Source organism: Mycobacterium sp. ITM-2016-00317 (genome assembly GCF_002968295.1).
Classification (GTDB): Bacteria; Actinomycetota; Actinomycetes; order Mycobacteriales; family Mycobacteriaceae; genus Mycobacterium.
The window spans coordinates 2,599,655-2,617,010 of the sequence record NZ_CP134399.1 but is presented as its reverse complement, the minus strand read 5'-3'; the positions used below and the strand labels follow the sequence as shown (position 1 = coordinate 2,617,010).

The window sequence follows — 17,356 nt, the reverse complement described above, 5'->3', positions numbered from 1 at the left end:
CGGACTACACAGGGGTGAGGCTGAGCAACACGTCGGGGCCCACCGGGGTCACGCCGTCGAAGCGCCAGCGCTGCGCCTGGGCGATGCTGAGCACGCCGACATCGTCGACCGCGGTGACCGGGCCGCCGAGCAGGATCGGCGCCACGTAGGCCAGGATGCGGTCGATCGCCCCGGCCCGCAAGAACGCACCGGCCAGGGTGGGGCCGCCCTCGACGAGCACGTCCGTGCGGTCCGACAGCGCCTTGACCACCTCGAGCGGGTCACGGGTGCGGATCACCATCGTCCGCGAGTCGTCGTTGAGAACCGCTGCGTCAGGCGAGATCTCGCGCTCACCGACCACGACGCGCAACGGTTGGTGGTCGGCCAGACTGCCGTCGGGTCGCCGCGCGGTCAGCGTCGGGTCGTCGACGAACACCGTCCCGGTGCCCACCACGATCGCGTCGGCGGCGGCCCGGCGGCGGTGCACGTCCGCGCGGGCGGCCTCGCTGGTGATCCACTGGCTGGTGCCGTCGGCGGCCGCACTGCGCCCGTCCACGCTGGTGGCGAATTTCCATGTGACATGCGGCAATCCGGTGCGCTGTTTGTGCAGCCACTCACGCAGCGGACCGCCGGCGACCGCGGCGGACAGCACCCCCGCGCTCACCTTCACACCGGCCTCGGCCAGCCGCGCCGCCCCGCCCGCGGCCACCGGGTTCGGGTCGGCGACGCCGAAGGCCACCTCGGCCACTCCGGCCGCGAGCAGCGCGTCGACACACGGCGGGGTGCGGCCGAAATGGTTGCAGGGCTCCAGCGTGACCACCGCGGTGCCGCCGGCGGCGCGTTGCCCGGCCCGGCGCAACGCGACCACCTCGGCGTGCGGGCCGCCCGGCGGCGCTGTCGCGCCGACCCCGGCGACGGCACCGTCCTGGTCCAGGATCACCGCTCCCACAGGAGGATTCGGATAGGTCCTGCCCTTGACCTTCTCGGCCTGCTCGATGGCCGCGGCCATCGCGGCGTCGAGGTTCACAGCGTCAGGTGTCTGGATGCCGACGCGGCCTGCCTGCGCAGTGCCTGGACCGCCGCGGCGGGATCCTCCGCGCTGTAGACCGCGGACCCGGCCACGAAGCAGTCCACCCCGGCTTCGGCCGCGGCCTCGATGGTGTCGGCGTTGATGCCGCCGTCGATCTCGATGAGGATGGTCAACTCCCCCGCGTCCACCAGCCGCCGCGCGGTGCCGACCTTCGGCAGCACCTCGGCGATGAACTTCTGCCCGCCGAAGCCGGGTTCGACCGACATCACCAGAAGGGTGTCGAACTCGCGCAGGATCTCCAGATAGGGCTCCAGCGGCGTGCCCGGTTTGACCGCCAGCCCCGCCTTGGCGCCGGCGGCGCGGATGTCCCGCGCCACCGCCACCGGATTGTCGGTGGCCTCGGCGTGGATGGTCACGTTGTAAGCGCCCGCCTCGGCGTAGGGCGGCGCCCACCGCTCGGGATTCTCGATCATCAGATGGCAGTCCATCGGGATGTCGCTGGCCTTGAGCAGGGATTCCACCACCGGCAGACCGAGGGTCAGATTCGGCACGAAATGGTTGTCCATCACGTCGACGTGCAGCCAGTCGGCGCCGTGGACGGCCGCGGTCTCGTCGGCCAGCCGGGCGAAATCCGCGGCCAGGATAGACGGCGCGATGAGCGGCGAGTTCTTGGCTTCTCGGGCGAGCGGTCCAGACATGGACATCACCCTAACGGTGCTCGGTCCACCCGTAGCGCGGCGGCGAACATCGCGTCGGTGCCGTGCCGGTGCGGCCACAGCTGCACCGACGAACCCGCGCCGGCGTCCTCGGCGGGCTCGAACAGCTCGCTGGTGTCCAGCGCGGTCACCGGGTGCCTGCGCAGCGCGTCGGCGACCACTCCCGCGGTCTCGGCCAGATGCGGCGAGCAGGTCGCGTAGAGCACCACGCCGCCGGGTCTGGTCAGCCTGATCGCCGAGGCCAGCAGTTCGCGCTGCAGCTTGGCCAGCGGCGGCACGTCGCCGGTCTGGCGCCGCCACCTCGCCTCGGGCCTGCGGCGCAGCGCGCCCAGCCCGGTGCAGGGCGCGTCGACCAGCACCCGGTCGAAGCCGGGTTCGAGGCCCGACTCACGGCCGTCGACCCGGACCACCTCGACGGGCAGACCCGCGGTGTTCTGCTCGACCATCTCGGCACGCCGCGGCGCCGGTTCCACCGCGGTGACCGTGGCCCCGGCGGGTGCGCCGAGCGCGGCCAGCAGCGCCGTCTTGCCGCCCGGCCCGGCACACAGGTCCAGCCAGCGGCCGCCGTCGGCGCCGGTCAGCGGCGCCTGCGTGATCGCGCGGGCGACCAGCTGGCTGCCCTCGTCCTGCACCAGCGCCTTGCCTTCACGCAAGGCCGCGATCCGGCCCGGGTCGCCGTCCCCGAGGTAGACCGCGTACGGCGAGTACCGGCCGACCGTGCCGCCGACCTGCTCGGCGAGTTCGGCGGCGGTCAGTGCTCCCGGCCGGGCGGCGAGGTGCACCTCGGGGCGGGCGTCGTCGGCGGCCAGCAGCGCGGCCAGCTCGTCGGCGCGGGCGCCGAGCGCGTCGGCGAACGCCTGCGCGATCCAGCGGGGGTGCGCGTGCACGAAGGCCAGGTGCCCGACCGGGTCCTTGTCGGCAGGCGGCGCGAGCTCGTCGACCCAGGACGCCTCGTCGCGGCGCGCGATGGTGCGCAGCACACCGTTGACGAATCCCGCTCGTGCGGTGTCGAACTCGATACCGGCCTGGTCGACGGTGGTGGACACCGCGGCATGGTCGTCGACCCGGGTGCGCAGCAGCTGATAGCTGCCGAGGCGCAGCAGATCAAGCAGCACGGGGTCGATGCGGTCCACCGGGCGGCCCGCCGCGGCGGCGATGACGGCGTCGAGCAGCCCGCGGGTGCGGCAGGTGCCGTAGGTCAGCTCGGTGGCGAAGGCGGCGTCCCGCCCGCTGATGCCGCGGTCGCGCAGGATTGCGGGCAGTGCCAGGTTGGCGTAGGCGTCCCGTTCGGACACCGCCCGCAGCACGTCGAAAGCCGCCTGGCGGGCGGGGTCGAGGGGTTTGCGTTTCATCGGGCCCATCCGTTCTCGTCGAGCCTGGCTCCGCGGGCCCAGTCCGCGGCGTTCATGGGTTTCTTCCCGGGCGGCTGCACGGTGCCGAGCAGTACCGCTGCGGAGCCGGTCCCGATGTGCACGTGCTTCTTGTCGGCCCGGATCTGGCCGGGCTCAAGCCCTTCGGGCCCGTCGGGCGGCACCGTCACCGGTCCGATCTTGACCCGGAGGTCGCCGATGGTGGTCCACGCGCCCGGGTTCGGGGTGACCGAGCGGATGCGCCGGTCGACGACGTGTGCGGGCAGCTCCCAGCGGATCCGGGCGTCCTCCACCGTGACCTTCGGCGCGACGCTGACCCCGTCGGAGGGCTGCGGGACCGCCGTCAGGGTGCCGTCCTCGATACCGTCCATGGTGGCTTCGAGCAGCCCGGCACCCGACACCGCCAGCCGCCCGAGCAGGTCTCCTGCGGTGTCGGTGGGCCGGATCGTCTCGGTGACCACGCCGAACACCGGTCCCGAGTCCAGGCTGCGTTCGATCTGGAAGGTGGTCGCGCCGGTCACCTCGTCGCCTGCGGCCAGCGCGGCCTGCACCGGCGCGGCGCCCCGCCACGCGGGCAGGACCGAGAAGTGCAGGTTGACCCAGCCGTGCGCGGGCACCTCGAGCAGCGCGTCGCCCAGCAGTGCGCCGTAGGCCACCACCGCGCAGCAGTCCGGCGACAGCGCGGCGAGTTCGGCGACGAACTCCTCGGAGTTGGGCCTGGCCCGGCTTGAGCACCGGGATGCCGTGTTCGGCGGCCAGCACCGCCACCGGCGACGGCGCGGGCCTGCCCCGGCGTCCGGCGGCCGCGTCCGGGCGCGTCACCACGGCGATCACCTCGTGGCGGGACGAGTCGATCAGCCGTTGCAGGGACGGCAGGGCGGGTTCCGGGGTGCCGGCGAAGACGAGACGCACCGCGCCAGTCTAGGGAGGACCACTCAGCGCGGAGTCCGGTAGTACTCCTTCTCGGTCACTCCGCTCAGCGGCGCGACGAACATCCACGGGATGGTGTTGAGCTGCCGGTTCAGCGTCGCGACCGCGTCGTTGTAGTACTGCCGGGCGAACGCCAGCTTGTCCTCGGTGTCGGCGAGGTTGCGCTGCAGGTCCAGGAAGTTCTCCGACGAGTTCAGCTGCGGATGGCTCTGCCCCAGTGCCAGCAGCGGGGTCAGGGCGGAGTCGAGCCGATTCTCGGCGGCGCTGCGTTCGGCGACCGATCTGCCCGCGGTGGCCGAGGTCAGCGCAGCCCTGGCGTCGGTCACCCGATCGAGCACGGCCTTCTCGTGGGCGGCGTAGCTCTGCACGATGTGCACCAGTGCCGGGATCAGTGCGGCGCGCCGGGTCAGTTCGACGTCGATGCCGGCCAGCGCCTCGGCGACCCGGATATCGGCTGAGCGAATCCTGTTGTAGCCCATCACGAAACCGATCAGCACCAGCACCGCGAGGACCAGCACCACCACCAGCAGGAATCTCACCACGAACCTCCTCCTCCCCCACCGCCGCCACCGCCACCGCCGCCTCCGCCGCTGCTCCCGCCCGAGGAGGACGAGGACGCCGCCTGCGCGACGGTGTACGCGCCGATCGACGAGGACACCGCGGAATCGAAGCTGTCGAAGTCGGGGCCGCCGCCGGCGCCCGACCCGCCCGGCGACGGCCACATGACATACCAATCGGGTTGCGGGGCAACCGCGCCCGTGTAGGCCTGGTACTTCTTCGCCCACAGCGCGGCGACGCCGGCGGCGACGGCGTACGGGACGTAGGCCAGGTAGAGATCCTTGCGCGCGGAGAAGTCGAACCGGGCCTCGGCCGAGTCGGTGGCCAGCACACGGTGGAATCCGCCGGCGCGGGACCACAGTTCGCGGCCGGCGGCGGTGCGCCGGGTGCCGATGCCGTCCCGCCAGGACGCCGCCGAGAGCAGGAAGAACGCCGCGAACGGCAGCGCGCAACCGGTGGTGGGGAATCCCCAGCGGAAGAACGCGCACACCATCAGGACGAAGGCCGCGGCGTTGGCCGCACGCAGCCACAGTTCCTTCTTGCGGGGCACCAGAAGTCCGGCGTCGAGCGCCCACTTCTCGACCTCCTCGGTCATGTCGGCTCTGGCCTTGGCGAGCCGCTCGCCGGAGTGGGCGGTCTTCTCGGCCGTGAACACCTTTCCGCGGTTGCGCACCTTCAGCCGGGTGGCCACCGCGAGACTGACCGGGTCGATCCCGGACCACTGCTTCGGTTCGCCGATGCCGCGGACGGTCCACTCTTTGTCGCCGTCCTGCCGCAGGCTGATCAGGCCTCGTTCGGCGAGGTAGAGCAGCGTGGCGGTGAGGCCGCTCCTCGAGACCGCCTCGGTGCGGATGTACTCGGTCTGGACCGGGCCGAGTCCCGGCGGCGGCGCGTACTGCAGCGGGAACGCGGGAGGCTTCTCCACCACGGTGCGCAGCCAGGCGAGCGCGGCGAGTCCGGCCAGCACCGTGAACGCGGCGAGCCACAGCACCCCGGTGACCGACTGACCCAGCACCCGGTCCCACGGGTAGGACCACGGCACGCTCTCCCTGGGCGGGGTCGGCACGTCGACCCCGGCGCGCACCGTCACCGGGGTGCGCGGCGGCAGCGCCTCCGCGCTGAGCCGCACCCGGTTGCCGTCGACGGTCAGCTCGCCGCATGCGCTCCCGACGCCGTAACCGACCGAGCACTGGGCGGTTCCGACGGGGCCGGGCAGGGTCACGCTGATGTCGGCGCGCTCGATGCGGTTGTTCCAACCGGGAGCGATGACGTTCCAGAAGAAGACCGACGGCGGAGCCGTCAATTGAGCTACCGACGGCGGTGCCCCGGGGTCGCCCGTGGACCCGGCGAACGTGCGGTCGGCGCCGGTGTCGCCGGGGTCGAGGACGCCGGGGACGGTGTAGCGGATCTCGAAGACATGGGTACCGTCGCCGAGGTAGCGGTCGGGGTCGCCGATCTTGGCCACCCGGAACCGTCCGCCGGCCTCCGACGACATCCGGTACGGCACCGGCGCGCCGTCGAGCAGCATCGAGGTGACCTCGGGCCGCTGCCGCAGATGCGGGTCGTTCGCGTTGGTGATGTCCCAGTACCGGAAGATCCCGTGCCGGTCGGTGCTGAAGAACTCGGTGGTCAGGGTCTCCACCGCGGTGAGGTCGCCGGCGGCGTCGACGACGATGTCGACGTCGTAGTCGGCGATCACCACCGGGTCGTCGACCGGGGCACCGCCCGAGCCCCCGTGGAACACCACGGGCCAGAGCACCCCGAGGGCGATCAAGATCAACGGAATCAGCGCTTTGCCCACGCGAGCCGCCGACATGCGCATCACCCTATGTGCAAAGCGTCGATCTGGACGCGAACCGGCTCCTGGTCGTGGCGTGCGCTCTGCACGACGGTGGCACGGCGCAGCGCGGCGGCCAGTGCGAGCCCACCGTCGCGGGGCACCCGGACCAGCATCCTGCTCACCGGTTCGTCGGCGGTCAGCCCGGCGGGCCTGCGGGCGCCCACCGGCAGGTCGACGGGGCCGAGCACCTCGGCGCCGTCGGGCAGCGACGCGGCGTCGAGCAGCGCGGTCACCGCCTGCGGCACGCCGTCGAGGGCGGCCATGTGCACCGCGGGCGGCAGCCCCACCTCGGTGCGCGAGTCCAGTTCGGATTCCGCGTGGCCCACCGGATCCCACCGGATCAGTGCCTGCACGGTGGGGATCGCCGACTCGGCGACGACGGTGACCACGCCGCCGTCGGCGCGGCTGCGCACCAGCGCGGCGGCCGCCATCCAGCGCCGCAGCGTGTCCTCCGCGGCACGCAGGTCCTGCCGACCCAGCAGCGCCCAGCTGTCGAGCAGCAGCGCGGCGCCGTAGCCGCCGTCGGCGACCGGCTCCACGCCCGGGGTCGCGACCACCAGGGCGGGGCGGTGCGGCACCGTCGCCACGGTGTCGTCACCGCCGGAGGTGACGATCTGCGTACCGGGGAACGCCCGCCCGAGTTCCTCGGCGGTGCGGCGGGCTCCGACGACGACGGCCCGCACCGCGTCCGAGCCGCACCGCGTGCAGCGCAGGGCCAGTTCCTCGCGTGCGCACCAGCGGCACACGGCGCCCGGGGCGTCGCGGCTGGGCAGTGACAGCGGGCCGGTGCAGTGCCGGCACCGCGCCACCGTGCGGCAGCGGGCGCACGCCAGCGCCGGGACGTACCCGCGGCGCGGCACCTGGACCAGCACGGGGGCCTCGGCGGCCAGCGCCTTACGCGCCGCGTCCAGCGCGACGGTGGGCAGCCGGGCGGTGCGCGCGGCGGCGTCACGTTCCTGGGCGTAGGCGCTGTCTTCGAGCGCGACCACCCGCGGGGCGTGCGCGCGCACGGTGTGCCGGGTGGCGGTCAGGTCGTGGGCCCACCCGCTGCGCACCAGCGCCTGGGCTTCGGCGGTCCGCGCGTAGCCGCCGATCATCGCGGCGCAGCGCACCTGGTGTGCGCGCAGCATCGCGACCTCGCGGGCGTGCGGGTACGGCGACCGCGGCTCGGACAGCGAATCGTCGCCGTCGTCCCACAGCACCACCAGGCCCAGGTCGGCCACCGGCGCGAAAACCGCACTGCGCGTGCCGATCACGAGCCGGGCGTCGCCGCGCAGCACCGACAGCCAGCGCCGGTACCGCTCGGACGGGCCCAGGCCGGCCACAGTGCGGCCACCCGGTCGGGCGCCACCAGGTCCACGGCCGCGGCATGCAGCAGGTCGACGTCGCGCTGGTCCGGCACCACCGCCAGCACCCCGCGGCCCGCGTTGACCGTGACCGCGGCCGCCTCGGCCAGTCGCCGCGGCCAGGATTCCCCGGGCAGCGCCTGCCAGACCGCGCGTGCGGCGCGGCTCTCACCGAGTGCGGTGATGAACTGTTCTCCCCCGCTGTAGGCCTGCCAGCCGGTGACGTCGACCGGTACGGCCGACGGCGGGCCGAGCGGCTCGCGTTTGCGTTTCTCGGCGTTGGCGTGCCGGGGCGGCACCGCCAGCCGCAGCACGTCGGCGCGGGTGCCCGCGTACCGGGCGGCGACCGCATCGACGAGCCTGCGCACGTCGTGGGTGAGCACGCACTCCGCCGACACCACCTTCTCCAGCCAACCCAGTTTCCCGACATGGTCGGTGTCCGAACGCCGTTCGAGCACGAATGCGTCGACGAGCCGGCCGTGGAAACGGACCCGGACCCGGACCCCGGGCTGGGCGTCGTCGGACAGTTCGCCGGGCACGAGGTAGTCGAACTCACGGTCGAGGTGCGGCACCGTGAGCATCGGCAGCACACGAGCGATCGGCTCGTGTTCGGCGGCCTGCCGGGTGGTGGTCACCCCGCAGGTGTAGCAGACGGGACGGACGTGCGACCGAACAGCAGGCCTGCGGTGATCAGCAACAGCGAGGTGGCGTACATCCACCAGATCGGCACCGCCAGCGCCTCCGTGCCGAGGACGAACTTGTTGATGCCGATCATCGCGTCCGACACCGCGAAACACCCCGCGCCGAGCGCGGTCCACGGGGTGGGCAGGCCGGCCAGCAACGCCGCGCACACCATCGCCGCGAGCACCGCGATGTACACCACGACCGGCACCGCCATCCCCTGCGCCAGCAGCTCGGGCCAGAACCACACCAGCAGCGCCGCGCACGCCACCACGACGACCGCGACGCCGGCCAGCCGGGATGGCGAGGACACCGCCAGCGGCCACAGGGCGGCCAGGAAGCACAGGTGCGCGACCAGGAAGGCGGCCAGACCCAACACGAACGACGGCTCCCACCACGGCATCGCGAGCAGGTAGTCCCCGGCGGCGGAGAACAGCAGCGCCGCGACCAGCCAGCGCCGCTCCCGGCGGATCGGGTGGGTCAGGGCCGCGGTCGCGAGCAGCACCGCGGCAAGCGCCTTCACCGCGGGCTGCAGGACGAACTGGCCGGTCAGCTCGGCGCCCGCGGGCACCCGGGTGGCGGTCACGATCAGGAACACGCCGTAGCCGGCCGCCACGATCGCGGCGGCCGTCCACAACGCCTGTCCTCGAGTCCTGGGCATTCGGAGAACCTACTATCTGAATCGATGGGCAGAATTGGGCGCCGCGAGCGTACGGGCAGCGTTCGCGTCGCGGCGCTCGACGTGCAGCACAGCCACCGACGCTCGGCGGTCGTGCTCGGGCCGGTGGCGCTGCCGCCGCTCGACGAACTCACCGCCCGGCTGCTGGCGATGGCCGAGGCCGGACCGGCCGCCAGGATCGCGCTGCAGCCCTCGACCTCCGACACCGGATGGCGGTTCTCGCCGTCCGCGCTGCGCCGGGCGGTCTCGTCCACCGATCACGTGCCGGCCGATCCGGTGGAGCTGCTGACCACGCTGCGGCAGTGCCCGGGCGGCGGGCTGCGGATCCTTGCTGCCGGTGACCATCTCGCGATCGACTTCAGCCACGGTCTCGGCGAGGTGCCGCTGCTGGACATGCTCGTCGGCGTGCTGCTCGGCGCCGTGGACCCCCGCGACGACGCGGTGTGGGCCCCGTACCGGCGGGCCGCCCCACCGTTGGTCCTGGCCGGGGTGCGCGCCATCGGCCTGTCCCCGCAGCGGTTGCTCCCGCTGTGGCGCCAGCACCGCCGCAACGCCGGCGCGCCGGAGCCCGCGGTGGGCGGCGGCACGCGCACGCTGGTCCCGTCGCCAGCCACGCGGGTGGCCCAGGTCCCCGCCGAGATGCTCGCCGACCTACGGCGGCTGCGGGATTCGGCGCTGCCCGGGGTCAATATGTTCGCCGTCCAGACCTGCGCGCTGCACGAGGCGTTCGCCGCGGCCGGGCTCGACGTGGACCCCGCGGTCACCGTGCCGTTCGACGTCCGCCGCTACCTGCCGGACGGGCACAGCACGCTCGCGTCGTTCTCCGCCGGCCTCGACTTCACGCTCGACCGCGACGACGGCCCGCAGCGGTTGCAGGCGGAGATGACCGCTGCGGCGCGGATGGCGCGCCCCGTCGCCAACCTGCTGGCGGGCACGGTGAAGACCAGGGCCGCGATGCGGTCCGGGCATCACGCCGAACCGCTGCTGCCCGACCGGCCCCGGCTACGGCTGCTGCACTCCAGCATCGGCACCGTGCCCCGAAACCCGTGGGTGTTCAGCGACCCGGGACAGGCCCGGCTCCTGGTGGCCAGCGACCCGGCCGCCCGTGCGGGGTGACCGTCACCTCGGCGACGGTGACGGGCTCGCTGTGGCTGACCGCGGAGTTCCACGACACCGTGTTCGACGCCGAAAAGGTCAGCGCCGCTTTGGCTTCTGTTCCGGAACAGGTGCGCAAGCTCCTCGGCTGAGGTCACTCGACGTTGTCGTTGCCCGGTGCGTAGTACGGGTTGACGCTGCGGAACACCACGGTCTCGCCGTCTTCGTGGATCGCCGTCCACTTCGGCGAGCGGCGCAGCGCGTCCTGCACGATGCCGACCGCCTCGGGACGGAAGTCGCCGTAGTAGCGGATCGCCTTGTTGGACTGCTCGCTGAAGATCACGTAGGCCGTGTAGACGCCGTTGGTGACGTCGTCGCTGAGGGTCTTCAGGTCCTCCTCGGTCGGGAAGGAGGCCTTCAGTTCGGCCAGCCGCGGGTCCCTGCCGTCCCACAGGTCGTAACTCACCGGTTCGTCGTAGTACGGATTGAACAGCGTCAGTTCGGCGTAGTCGGCGTTGAGGCGGGTCGGCATGCCGCCGAGTCGCATCATCACGAACCGGGTGCGTTTGTCCGCATCGGTGGTGAGCGACTGCATCAGATCGACCTGGGCGCGGGTCTCGAAGATGAACGGCCACAACGCGACATAGCCGTGCAGACCCGCCACGGCCACCACCGTCGCCGCGACCGCGGCCACCGTCCGCGCCGACAGACTCCGCAGCCGGGTGCCCGCGCCGTCGAGTGCGCCGACCACCGCGGGGGCGATCAGGATCGCGCAGCCCAGCAGCGAGTACAGGTAGACGCGGAAGATCGCCTCACCGCCGTAGCTCTGCCCCAGCAGCAGCCCGAACGAGCTGAACGCGACGATGCTCAGCGCGAGCACCGGGCGTCGTCTGCGTCGCATCCACACCGCGGCGGCCAGCGCGCTCAGCACCACGATCACCGACAGGCCGCGCACCACCGCGGAGGTGAAGTCCTTCGCGGGCAGCCCGGAGCTCTGGATGTTGCTGTTGGCGTTGTCCAGCGGGCTGCCGCCGGACAGCAGCCCGTAGGGCAGCACGGCTTCGAGGTTCAGCAGCAGATAGGTCACGGCGATCGCCACCATCACCGCCGCGCTCCACCACGGGCGGGCGCGGCGGCACACGCACAGCACGCATGCCGCCCCGACCGCCCAGAACGGGGTCAGCTGATGGGTCGGCACCGTCGCGGCGAACACCACCACGGCGAGCATCCCGCAGGCCCGGCTGCGCGGCGAGGCCAGCAACAGGGTCATCATCCCGAAGGCCAGCACCACCGACCACGCCTGCGGCGAAAAGTAGTCCTGCCCCACCCAGTTCACGATCTCGACGACGAACGACGCCGTCACCGCGGTACGCCGGGAACGTCCGAGCACCCGCGCGGCGGAGTAGACGGTCAACCCGATCAGCACGTGCATCACCGGGGCGAACAGGTGCGCGACGGTGATCGCCGCGATGCCGGTGACCTCGCAGAACCACGCCCACAGCGTGAAGAACGCAGTCCACTGCGCGTAGATGTCGGTGCCGTCGGGGGCGATGTGCCCGTGCACCATGATGTAGTCGACGACCGCGAGATGCTTGTAGGTCCAGTCGTAGAGCGGCACCTCGGTGGCCACCACCGTGGTCACCCTGGACACCACGATCGCCGACAGCACCGCCGCCACCGCGGGCACCAGCAGCCGGTCGCGCACCGCGACCAGCAGCGCCCAGGTGCACAGCCCGATGCACACCGCGAGCAGCGGGCCGCTGCCGGAGAACAGCAGGCCGTAATAACCGGCGTCCGCGCCCGGCAGCCCGGGCACCGCCACCACCCAGACGATCAGCGCGAGGGCGCTCAGGAGCAGCGAGAGACGCCGTCGCACAAAGCGTCTGCCCGGTGGCGCCCGGCGGGCCAGGACGCGCCGATGCCAGCCGCGGGTTGCGTCCAGCACGGAGGTGGCGTTGCGCCGGTACCAGTACGCGCTGCTGCCTGCGACCAGAAGCACCTGGACCCACAGGATCGCGTGCGGGTCCCACCGGTAGGACCACATCGCGGCGATCGAGGTCAGCGTGGCGATCGCCATGCCGAGCACCGGCACCGTCGACAGCAGCGCGCGCCGGGGGATCCGCACCCAGGTCGTCACCGCCGCACCGGGTCCGACCGCGATGAACACGACGAGCGCGATCGCACGCACCGCGCTCGGCAGGCCGGTCAACGCGAGCGCCCCCGCGACCGCGCCGACGGAGGCGAGGTCGGCCATGCGGACGGGCATGACGGGAACACGCCGCAGCACAATGGGTTCGGGGTGATCTCCGGCAGACCTGCGGGTGGTGGCCGGTTCCAGGATGGCGGTCATCGGCGGCCCGCCGTCGCGCAGTCACGGCGTTTCCTGCGCCTGCCCAGCCACAGCGCCCGGGGTCCGCCCAGCACGGAGAGCACCTCGGCGCGGCCCACCGAGGACGGCACCTGGTCACCGACGCCGCCGGGCAGCCGGGCCGGCGAGGTCATGATGGCCCCGTAGTCGGCGCCCGCGCGCAGCGACGACCGGAACCGCCGGCGCAACACCCGGACCGCCAGCCGTCGGTGCGCGGGATCCAGAGCTACTTTGGTCAGCCACGCGCCCAAACCGAGCCCGTACCCGCGGGCCTGCGCGAGCAGGGCGTCGTTGTCACTGCGGTGCCGGTGCCACACGATCGCCGCCGGTTCGGTGGCCAGCGCGTCACCGGCGGTGAGCACCCGGAAGAACAGGTCGAGGTCCTCGCCGCCCTGCGAGGCCGTGCCGGCACCGAGCGCCTCGTCGAAACCGCCGAGCTGCAGCACCCGATCACGCTTCACGGCGAAGTTGGCCCCGGTGCCGAAACGGCCCACCTGGAACGGGAACAGCGGCTGGTCGGCCGGTGGGGCGGCCATGCTGTACACCCGGCGCTGCAGCGATCCGGCCCAGGTCACCCGCTGGTCGAAGTAGGCCTGCGGCGCGGTACGCAGTTCTCCGCTGGGCACCAGGCCCGACACGCAGGACACCTGGGGCGCCCGGCCGAAACCGGCGGCCAGCGCGCGCAACCAGTGCCGGTCGACGACCACGTCGTCGTCGGTGTAGGCCACCACGGGATGACGGGCCCGGCGCAACCCGGTGTTCCTGGCCGCCGACAACCCGGGCACGGGCTCCTCGACGTAGCGCACCCGCGCGTCGGCGCACTGCCGCACCACCAGCGCGGTCGCGTCGGTGCGCGGAGCGTTGTCGACCACGACCACTTCGAAGTCCGGATAGTCCAGGGCGAGCACCGAATTCAGCGCGTCGGCGAGCTGGTCCGGACGTTCTCTGGTGCAGAGTACGACCGAGATCGGGGGCAATTCGTCGGCGTCCGCGGCGGCGTCCGGGGCAGGCAGCGGCGGAACGGGTAACCGCACCACGGCATCGTCGATGGGCGCCTCGACGAAGGCCACGGGCTGGTGGCGATGCCGCACCAGCACCCGCGCCGTCCGGTAACCGTCGGCGTGGCGCGGGGCGAACTCGATCTCGCCGCCGGGAGTCGACTCGTCGAGGTCGAGCATGCCCACCCAGCGTGCGTGCGGCCAGGTCGGTGGGCCCGGCGACGGCATCGCGGGGGCGACGGTGCGCGGCGTCACGGCGCGGTCACCCGGACCCAGTCCACGAGCATGGTCGACGGGTTCGGGGTGGACTCGTCCGGCGGTCCGGGCCAGTCACCGCCGACGGCGACGTTGAGCAGCAGGAAGAACGGTGCGTCGAACACCCACCGACTCCCCTCGTCGAGGTCGGAAGGGGTGACGCTGAACAGTGTGATGTCATCGACACCGGTGACGATGCGGCCGGGACTGCGTTCCACCCAGTAGGTGCGGAACTCGTCGGCCAGCGGGAACGGGACCGGACCGGAGGCCGAGATCTGTTCACCGCGTGGCGATCCCGTGCGCGGAAGGTGCACGCCGGTATGGAACTCGGCGGCGTGGTTGAGCGTCTCGATCACGTCGATCTCCCCCGCGGCCGGCCACCCGACCCTGTCGATGTCGCTGCCGAGCAGCCAGAACGCCGGATGCAGACCGGCGCCGGCAGGCAGCTTGATCCGGGCCTCCGCACGGCCGGTGGTGAACTCGACGCTGCCCTGGGTGGTGATCCGCGCGGAGGTGATCCCGTCCAAGGACACGCCGCGGGCGCTGATCGCCAGGTGTCCGGCGCCGTCGAGGCTGACGTTCTCGGGGCGGTCGGTGTAGGTCTGCATCTCGTTGTTGCCCCAGCCGCCGGCACCGGTCTGGAAGCGCCACTGCGGCGCCGGTCGCGCCCCCGCGGGGCCGTCGAAGTCGTCGGCGAAGACGACCCGGGGTCCACCCGACTCCGCGTTGCCGACCGGCGCGGGCGCCGAGCACCCGGTGACCGCTATCACCCACGCCAGCGCGGCGATCCGCACCGCCCACCGGAAGTTGCGCTGTGTCACGGTGTTTCCCCGACGAGTTCCTGCGGATCACGCTCACGGGTGCGGCTGAATCCGGTGGTGCCGACCGCGATGACGGCCAGCAGGACGCCGTAGATCGCCATGCGTTGCGCACCGCCGGACCCGAAGACCATGTGCCCGCCCATGTAGGCCAGGTAGCCGACGAGGCTCACCACCGAGCAGATCAGCGCGACGGCGCGCCGATCGGGCGACATCGCCGTTCCCGAACCCAGCGCGAGGAACAACACCGCGACCGAGCCGAGGGTCATGAACATCACGACGAACGTCAGATTCCAGGCGTAGTCCACCCGGTAGGTCACCAGGCCCGACGCGGCCAGGCCCCACCCGGCGACCGCCAGCGCCAGCGCGGGGCCGCGGTCGACTGACCGCTGCACGAACAGGCTCACCGCGACGAACGCAACCGCCAGTCCCGTCACCACCAGTCCCACGTTCATCGCCGGGTAAAGCTGGCTGCACGGCCAGTCCCCCGCGGGTCCGCAGAACGCGATCCCGAGTGGGCCCAGCTGCTCGCGGCGGTAGCCGTAGTGACCCCGCCACGTCGCCGAGACCACCCACTCGACTACGAAGTAGGCCAGCGGTGCCAGCGACCACCAGGCCGTGACCCGCGGATTCGCCAGCCACGCCGCGATTCTCGTCATTGCGACCCCTGCCGCAGCACCGCGACCGCCAGGCCGGTCAGGTAGCCGGCAGTGGTGCTCAGCAGCCCGAACGCCAGCGCGAGCACCCGGGCCGGAGACCTGCGGGCGTGCCACACCCCGGACGGCAACGTCCTGGTGGCGTACGCCCGCTCGCTGCGCAGCGCCGGACCGCTTCCGCAGAGCCGGGCGAGCGTCGCCTTGCTGCGGCCTTCGTGGAAACAGCGGCTCGCGAAGTACGACAACGTCGTGCGGTCCGCCGGCACCGCGTGCGACACGGCGAACCCGGTGCGGCGGATGATCCGCGCACCCGGATCGCGGCGGACGAGTTCGATGCCCATCATCGTCTCCTCGCAGCCCGCGGGCAGGCTGCCGACCCGGCCGAGCTCGTCACAGAACCCGCCGATACCGGCGAGGTCGCTTCTGCGTACGGCCATCGCAGCGCCGATCGGGTTGCGGATCGCGGACCCGTCGGGCGGCAACCCGCGGTAGTCGCATCCGACGACCCAACCGAACTCCGGGGGAAACCACGCGGGTCGCCGCCCGGCGTGCCAGGACGGATGGACCGCCCCGCCGAGCGCGGTCACGGTGGAGTCGGCGAACGCCGCGCGCGCGTCGCCGAGCGCGTCGGGGTGCAGTACCGCGTCGTCGTCGAGGAACACGACGACCTCACCGGTGGCAGCCTGCAGGCCGGTGTTCCTGGCGCCGGCGAGGCCTCGCCGGAATCGATTGGGCAACACCGTCACCGACGCACCGTAGGCGTCGTGTAGGTCCCGCTGCAGGACCTCGTTGCCGTCGACGACGAGGATCAGCTCGTCGTCGGGGCGCAGTTGACGCAGCACCACGCCGACGGCCTCGCCGAGCATCTGCCTGCGGCCACTGGTGTAGCAGCAGATCACCACACTCACCGAGATCGCGGCCGGGCCGGTGTCCTCGAGCGGTAGGGGGTGCGCGGTCACCGCGACCAACCAGCGCCCGCGGCGGCACGTGTGTCCCGGTGTTCCCGGCGCTCGCGGTTGATGGTGCGCAGCACCCGCAGCCCGTCGGTCACCGCATTCAGGTTGGAGCGCCCGTAGATTCGCCTGCCCTCGAAGCTGCCCACCTCGTGGATCAGCCAGCCGCTGCGCGCGGCTCGGACGTTGATGACGGTCTCGATCTCGAATCCGTCGCCCCACTGCGGTTCCGGCAGGTCGGTCGCAGGCAGGTCGAGGCAGTTCAGGTTGCGCCGCCAGAAAGCGTTGTAGCCGTAGCACAGATCGCTGAACTGCGTCCTGAACAAACGGTTCACCAGCCAGTTGAGGCCCTTGTTGCCCAGCCGCCGGAAGTGGGTGATGTCGTCGCTGCCCCCGCCGCGGGAGAATCGGCTGCCCTTGGCCAGGTCGGCCCCGCCGACGAGTGCGTCGACGAAGCGCGGGATCTCGGCGGGGTCGGTCGAACCGTCGCCGTCGATCATCACGATGATGTCCCCGGTGGCGGCCAGGAAGCCGCACGCGAGCGCGTTGCCCTTGCCTGCGCGGCTCTGCTCGATCACCGTGGCGTTCGGCCACAACCGGCGTGCCTCGTCGGCCGTGCCGTCGACGGACCCGCCGTCGACGACCACGATCTCGTCGACCGGCGGCATCCGCTGCGCGACGTAGGACAGGTTGCGCACCTCATTGCGGACGGGCAGGACCACGGTGACGGTCGGTCGGCCCCCGTCGGGCCGCGCGGGCTTGTCGATATTTGCCAGCAGATTGCCGATGTCCGCTGGAACGCGCACGTCGGACTCCGGAACGATCTCCGTCACGTGGTCAAACTCCTTGTCCTACCTTGCTTCTGCGCAATCTGCAACGGAGCGCACTTGGGGTTGACGAGACTGGCCGTGACACCGACGGCCATTAGCTGAGGGTTACCTTAGTCAACGGGAGGCTCGTTGTGGGCGCTCCCTCGCCGTCTATGAGCAGCATCACAAGTTTGGGTAGCCTAAGCAAACTCTGGCCGCTCTAGTATCGTGATTCAGCGGTCATCGACGGCCCCGTCCGACCCCCTTCGAGCCCT

14 protein-coding genes and 2 pseudogenes are annotated in these 17,356 nt (G+C 72.2%); 2 read left to right on the top strand and 14 right to left on the bottom strand.

All coding sequences use genetic code 11. The annotated features are described in order from the left end of the window. Positions 1-4: 4 nt before the first annotated feature. From ribD to C6A87_RS12485, 8 genes and pseudogenes are all read right to left on the bottom strand, one after another. The gene (ribD, locus tag C6A87_RS12520) at positions 5-1,006 is read right to left on the bottom strand and encodes a bifunctional diaminohydroxyphosphoribosylaminopyrimidine deaminase/5-amino-6-(5-phosphoribosylamino)uracil reductase RibD (RefSeq protein WP_311117503.1); all 1,002 of its coding nucleotides are present in this window, start codon (positions 1,004-1,006) and stop codon (positions 5-7) included. Next, positions 1,003-1,707 (bottom strand): ribulose-phosphate 3-epimerase, encoded by a 705-nt coding sequence (gene rpe / locus C6A87_RS12515; RefSeq protein ID WP_311117502.1) that lies wholly within the window; start codon positions 1,705-1,707, stop codon positions 1,003-1,005. Before rpe ends, ribD begins: the two co-directional genes overlap by 4 nt. Before the next feature lie 5 nt (positions 1,708-1,712). Continuing rightward, positions 1,713-3,086, bottom strand: coding sequence for a transcription antitermination factor NusB (locus C6A87_RS12510; protein WP_311117501.1), 1,374 nt, complete (start codon positions 3,084-3,086; stop codon positions 1,713-1,715). Further along, a pseudogene (gene fmt, locus C6A87_RS12505) lies at positions 3,074-4,007 on the bottom strand (methionyl-tRNA formyltransferase). Before fmt ends, C6A87_RS12510 begins: the two are co-directional and overlap by 13 nt. A 23-nt stretch (positions 4,008-4,030) precedes the next feature. Further along, the gene (locus C6A87_RS12500) at positions 4,031-4,567 is read right to left on the bottom strand and encodes a LemA family protein (RefSeq protein ID WP_311117500.1); all 537 of its coding nucleotides are present in this window, start codon (positions 4,565-4,567) and stop codon (positions 4,031-4,033) included. After that, positions 4,561-6,399, bottom strand: coding sequence for a DUF2207 domain-containing protein (locus C6A87_RS12495; RefSeq protein WP_311117499.1), 1,839 nt, complete (start codon positions 6,397-6,399; stop codon positions 4,561-4,563). Before C6A87_RS12495 ends, C6A87_RS12500 begins: the two co-directional genes overlap by 7 nt. Before the next feature lie 5 nt (positions 6,400-6,404). Next, a pseudogene (locus tag C6A87_RS12490) lies at positions 6,405-8,404 on the bottom strand (primosomal protein N'). Beyond that, positions 8,401-9,111, bottom strand: coding sequence for a lysoplasmalogenase (locus tag C6A87_RS12485; protein ID WP_311117498.1), 711 nt, complete (start codon positions 9,109-9,111; stop codon positions 8,401-8,403). Before C6A87_RS12485 ends, C6A87_RS12490 begins: the two are co-directional and overlap by 4 nt. A gap of 24 nt (positions 9,112-9,135) precedes the next feature. Here C6A87_RS12485 and C6A87_RS12480 point away from each other — a divergent pair, with 24 nt between their 5' ends. Continuing rightward, complete coding sequence (locus C6A87_RS12480) at positions 9,136-10,245, top strand: hypothetical protein (protein WP_311117497.1); 1,110 nt, start codon at positions 9,136-9,138, stop codon at positions 10,243-10,245. Beyond that, a complete protein-coding gene (locus tag C6A87_RS12475; RefSeq protein WP_311117496.1) occupies positions 10,242-10,376 on the top strand; it encodes a hypothetical protein in 135 nt (44 codons plus the stop codon). Before C6A87_RS12480 ends, C6A87_RS12475 begins: the two co-directional genes overlap by 4 nt. 2 nt (positions 10,377-10,378) lie before the next feature. Here the strand turns inward: C6A87_RS12475 and C6A87_RS12470 are convergent, their stop codons facing one another. Genes C6A87_RS12470 through C6A87_RS12445 form a run of 6 tightly spaced genes read right to left on the bottom strand, consistent with a single transcriptional unit; the run spans position 10,379 to position 17,105 of the window. After that, entirely contained in the window at positions 10,379-12,574 is a 2,196-nt protein-coding gene (locus tag C6A87_RS12470) for a hypothetical protein (RefSeq protein ID WP_311117495.1), read from the bottom strand. Beyond that, positions 12,571-13,818, bottom strand: a complete 1,248-nt coding sequence (locus tag C6A87_RS12465) for a glycosyltransferase family 2 protein (protein ID WP_396837094.1) — start codon at positions 13,816-13,818, stop codon at positions 12,571-12,573. The genes C6A87_RS12470 and C6A87_RS12465 overlap by 4 nt, the downstream gene beginning before the upstream one ends. 23 nt (positions 13,819-13,841) lie before the next feature. Continuing rightward, complete coding sequence (locus tag C6A87_RS12460; protein WP_311117493.1) at positions 13,842-14,666, bottom strand: glycoside hydrolase family 16 protein; 825 nt, start codon at positions 14,664-14,666, stop codon at positions 13,842-13,844. Then, positions 14,663-15,322, bottom strand: a complete 660-nt coding sequence (locus C6A87_RS12455; protein ID WP_311117492.1) for a hypothetical protein — start codon at positions 15,320-15,322, stop codon at positions 14,663-14,665. Before C6A87_RS12455 ends, C6A87_RS12460 begins: the two co-directional genes overlap by 4 nt. Further along, positions 15,319-16,278, bottom strand: coding sequence for a glycosyltransferase family 2 protein (locus C6A87_RS12450; RefSeq protein WP_311117491.1), 960 nt, complete (start codon positions 16,276-16,278; stop codon positions 15,319-15,321). Before C6A87_RS12450 ends, C6A87_RS12455 begins: the two co-directional genes overlap by 4 nt. Then, the gene (locus tag C6A87_RS12445) at positions 16,275-17,105 is read right to left on the bottom strand and encodes a glycosyltransferase family 2 protein (protein ID WP_396837049.1); all 831 of its coding nucleotides are present in this window, start codon (positions 17,103-17,105) and stop codon (positions 16,275-16,277) included. Before C6A87_RS12445 ends, C6A87_RS12450 begins: the two co-directional genes overlap by 4 nt. Positions 17,106-17,356: the final 251 nt, after the last annotated feature.

Bases quoted from the DNA above. Each gene is read 5' to 3' on its own strand.
- rpe (WP_311117502.1), bottom strand. From the start codon at position 1,707: ATGTCTGGACCGCTCGCCCGAGAAGCCAAGAACTCGCCGCTCATCGCG.
- C6A87_RS12510 (WP_311117501.1), bottom strand. From the start codon at position 3,086: ATGGGCCCGATGAAACGCAAACCCCTCGACCCCGCCCGCCAGGCGGCT.
- C6A87_RS12495 (WP_311117499.1), bottom strand. From the start codon at position 6,399: ATGTCGGCGGCTCGCGTGGGCAAAGCGCTGATTCCGTTGATCTTGATC.
- C6A87_RS12485 (WP_311117498.1), bottom strand. From the start codon at position 9,111: ATGCCCAGGACTCGAGGACAGGCGTTGTGGACGGCCGCCGCGATCGTG.
- C6A87_RS12480 (WP_311117497.1), top strand. From the start codon at position 9,136: ATGGGCAGAATTGGGCGCCGCGAGCGTACGGGCAGCGTTCGCGTCGCG.
- C6A87_RS12470 (WP_311117495.1), bottom strand. From the start codon at position 12,574: ATGACCGCCATCCTGGAACCGGCCACCACCCGCAGGTCTGCCGGAGAT.
- C6A87_RS12465 (WP_396837094.1), bottom strand. From the start codon at position 13,818: ATGCCGTCGCCGGGCCCACCGACCTGGCCGCACGCACGCTGGGTGGGC.
- C6A87_RS12455 (WP_311117492.1), bottom strand. From the start codon at position 15,322: ATGACGAGAATCGCGGCGTGGCTGGCGAATCCGCGGGTCACGGCCTGG.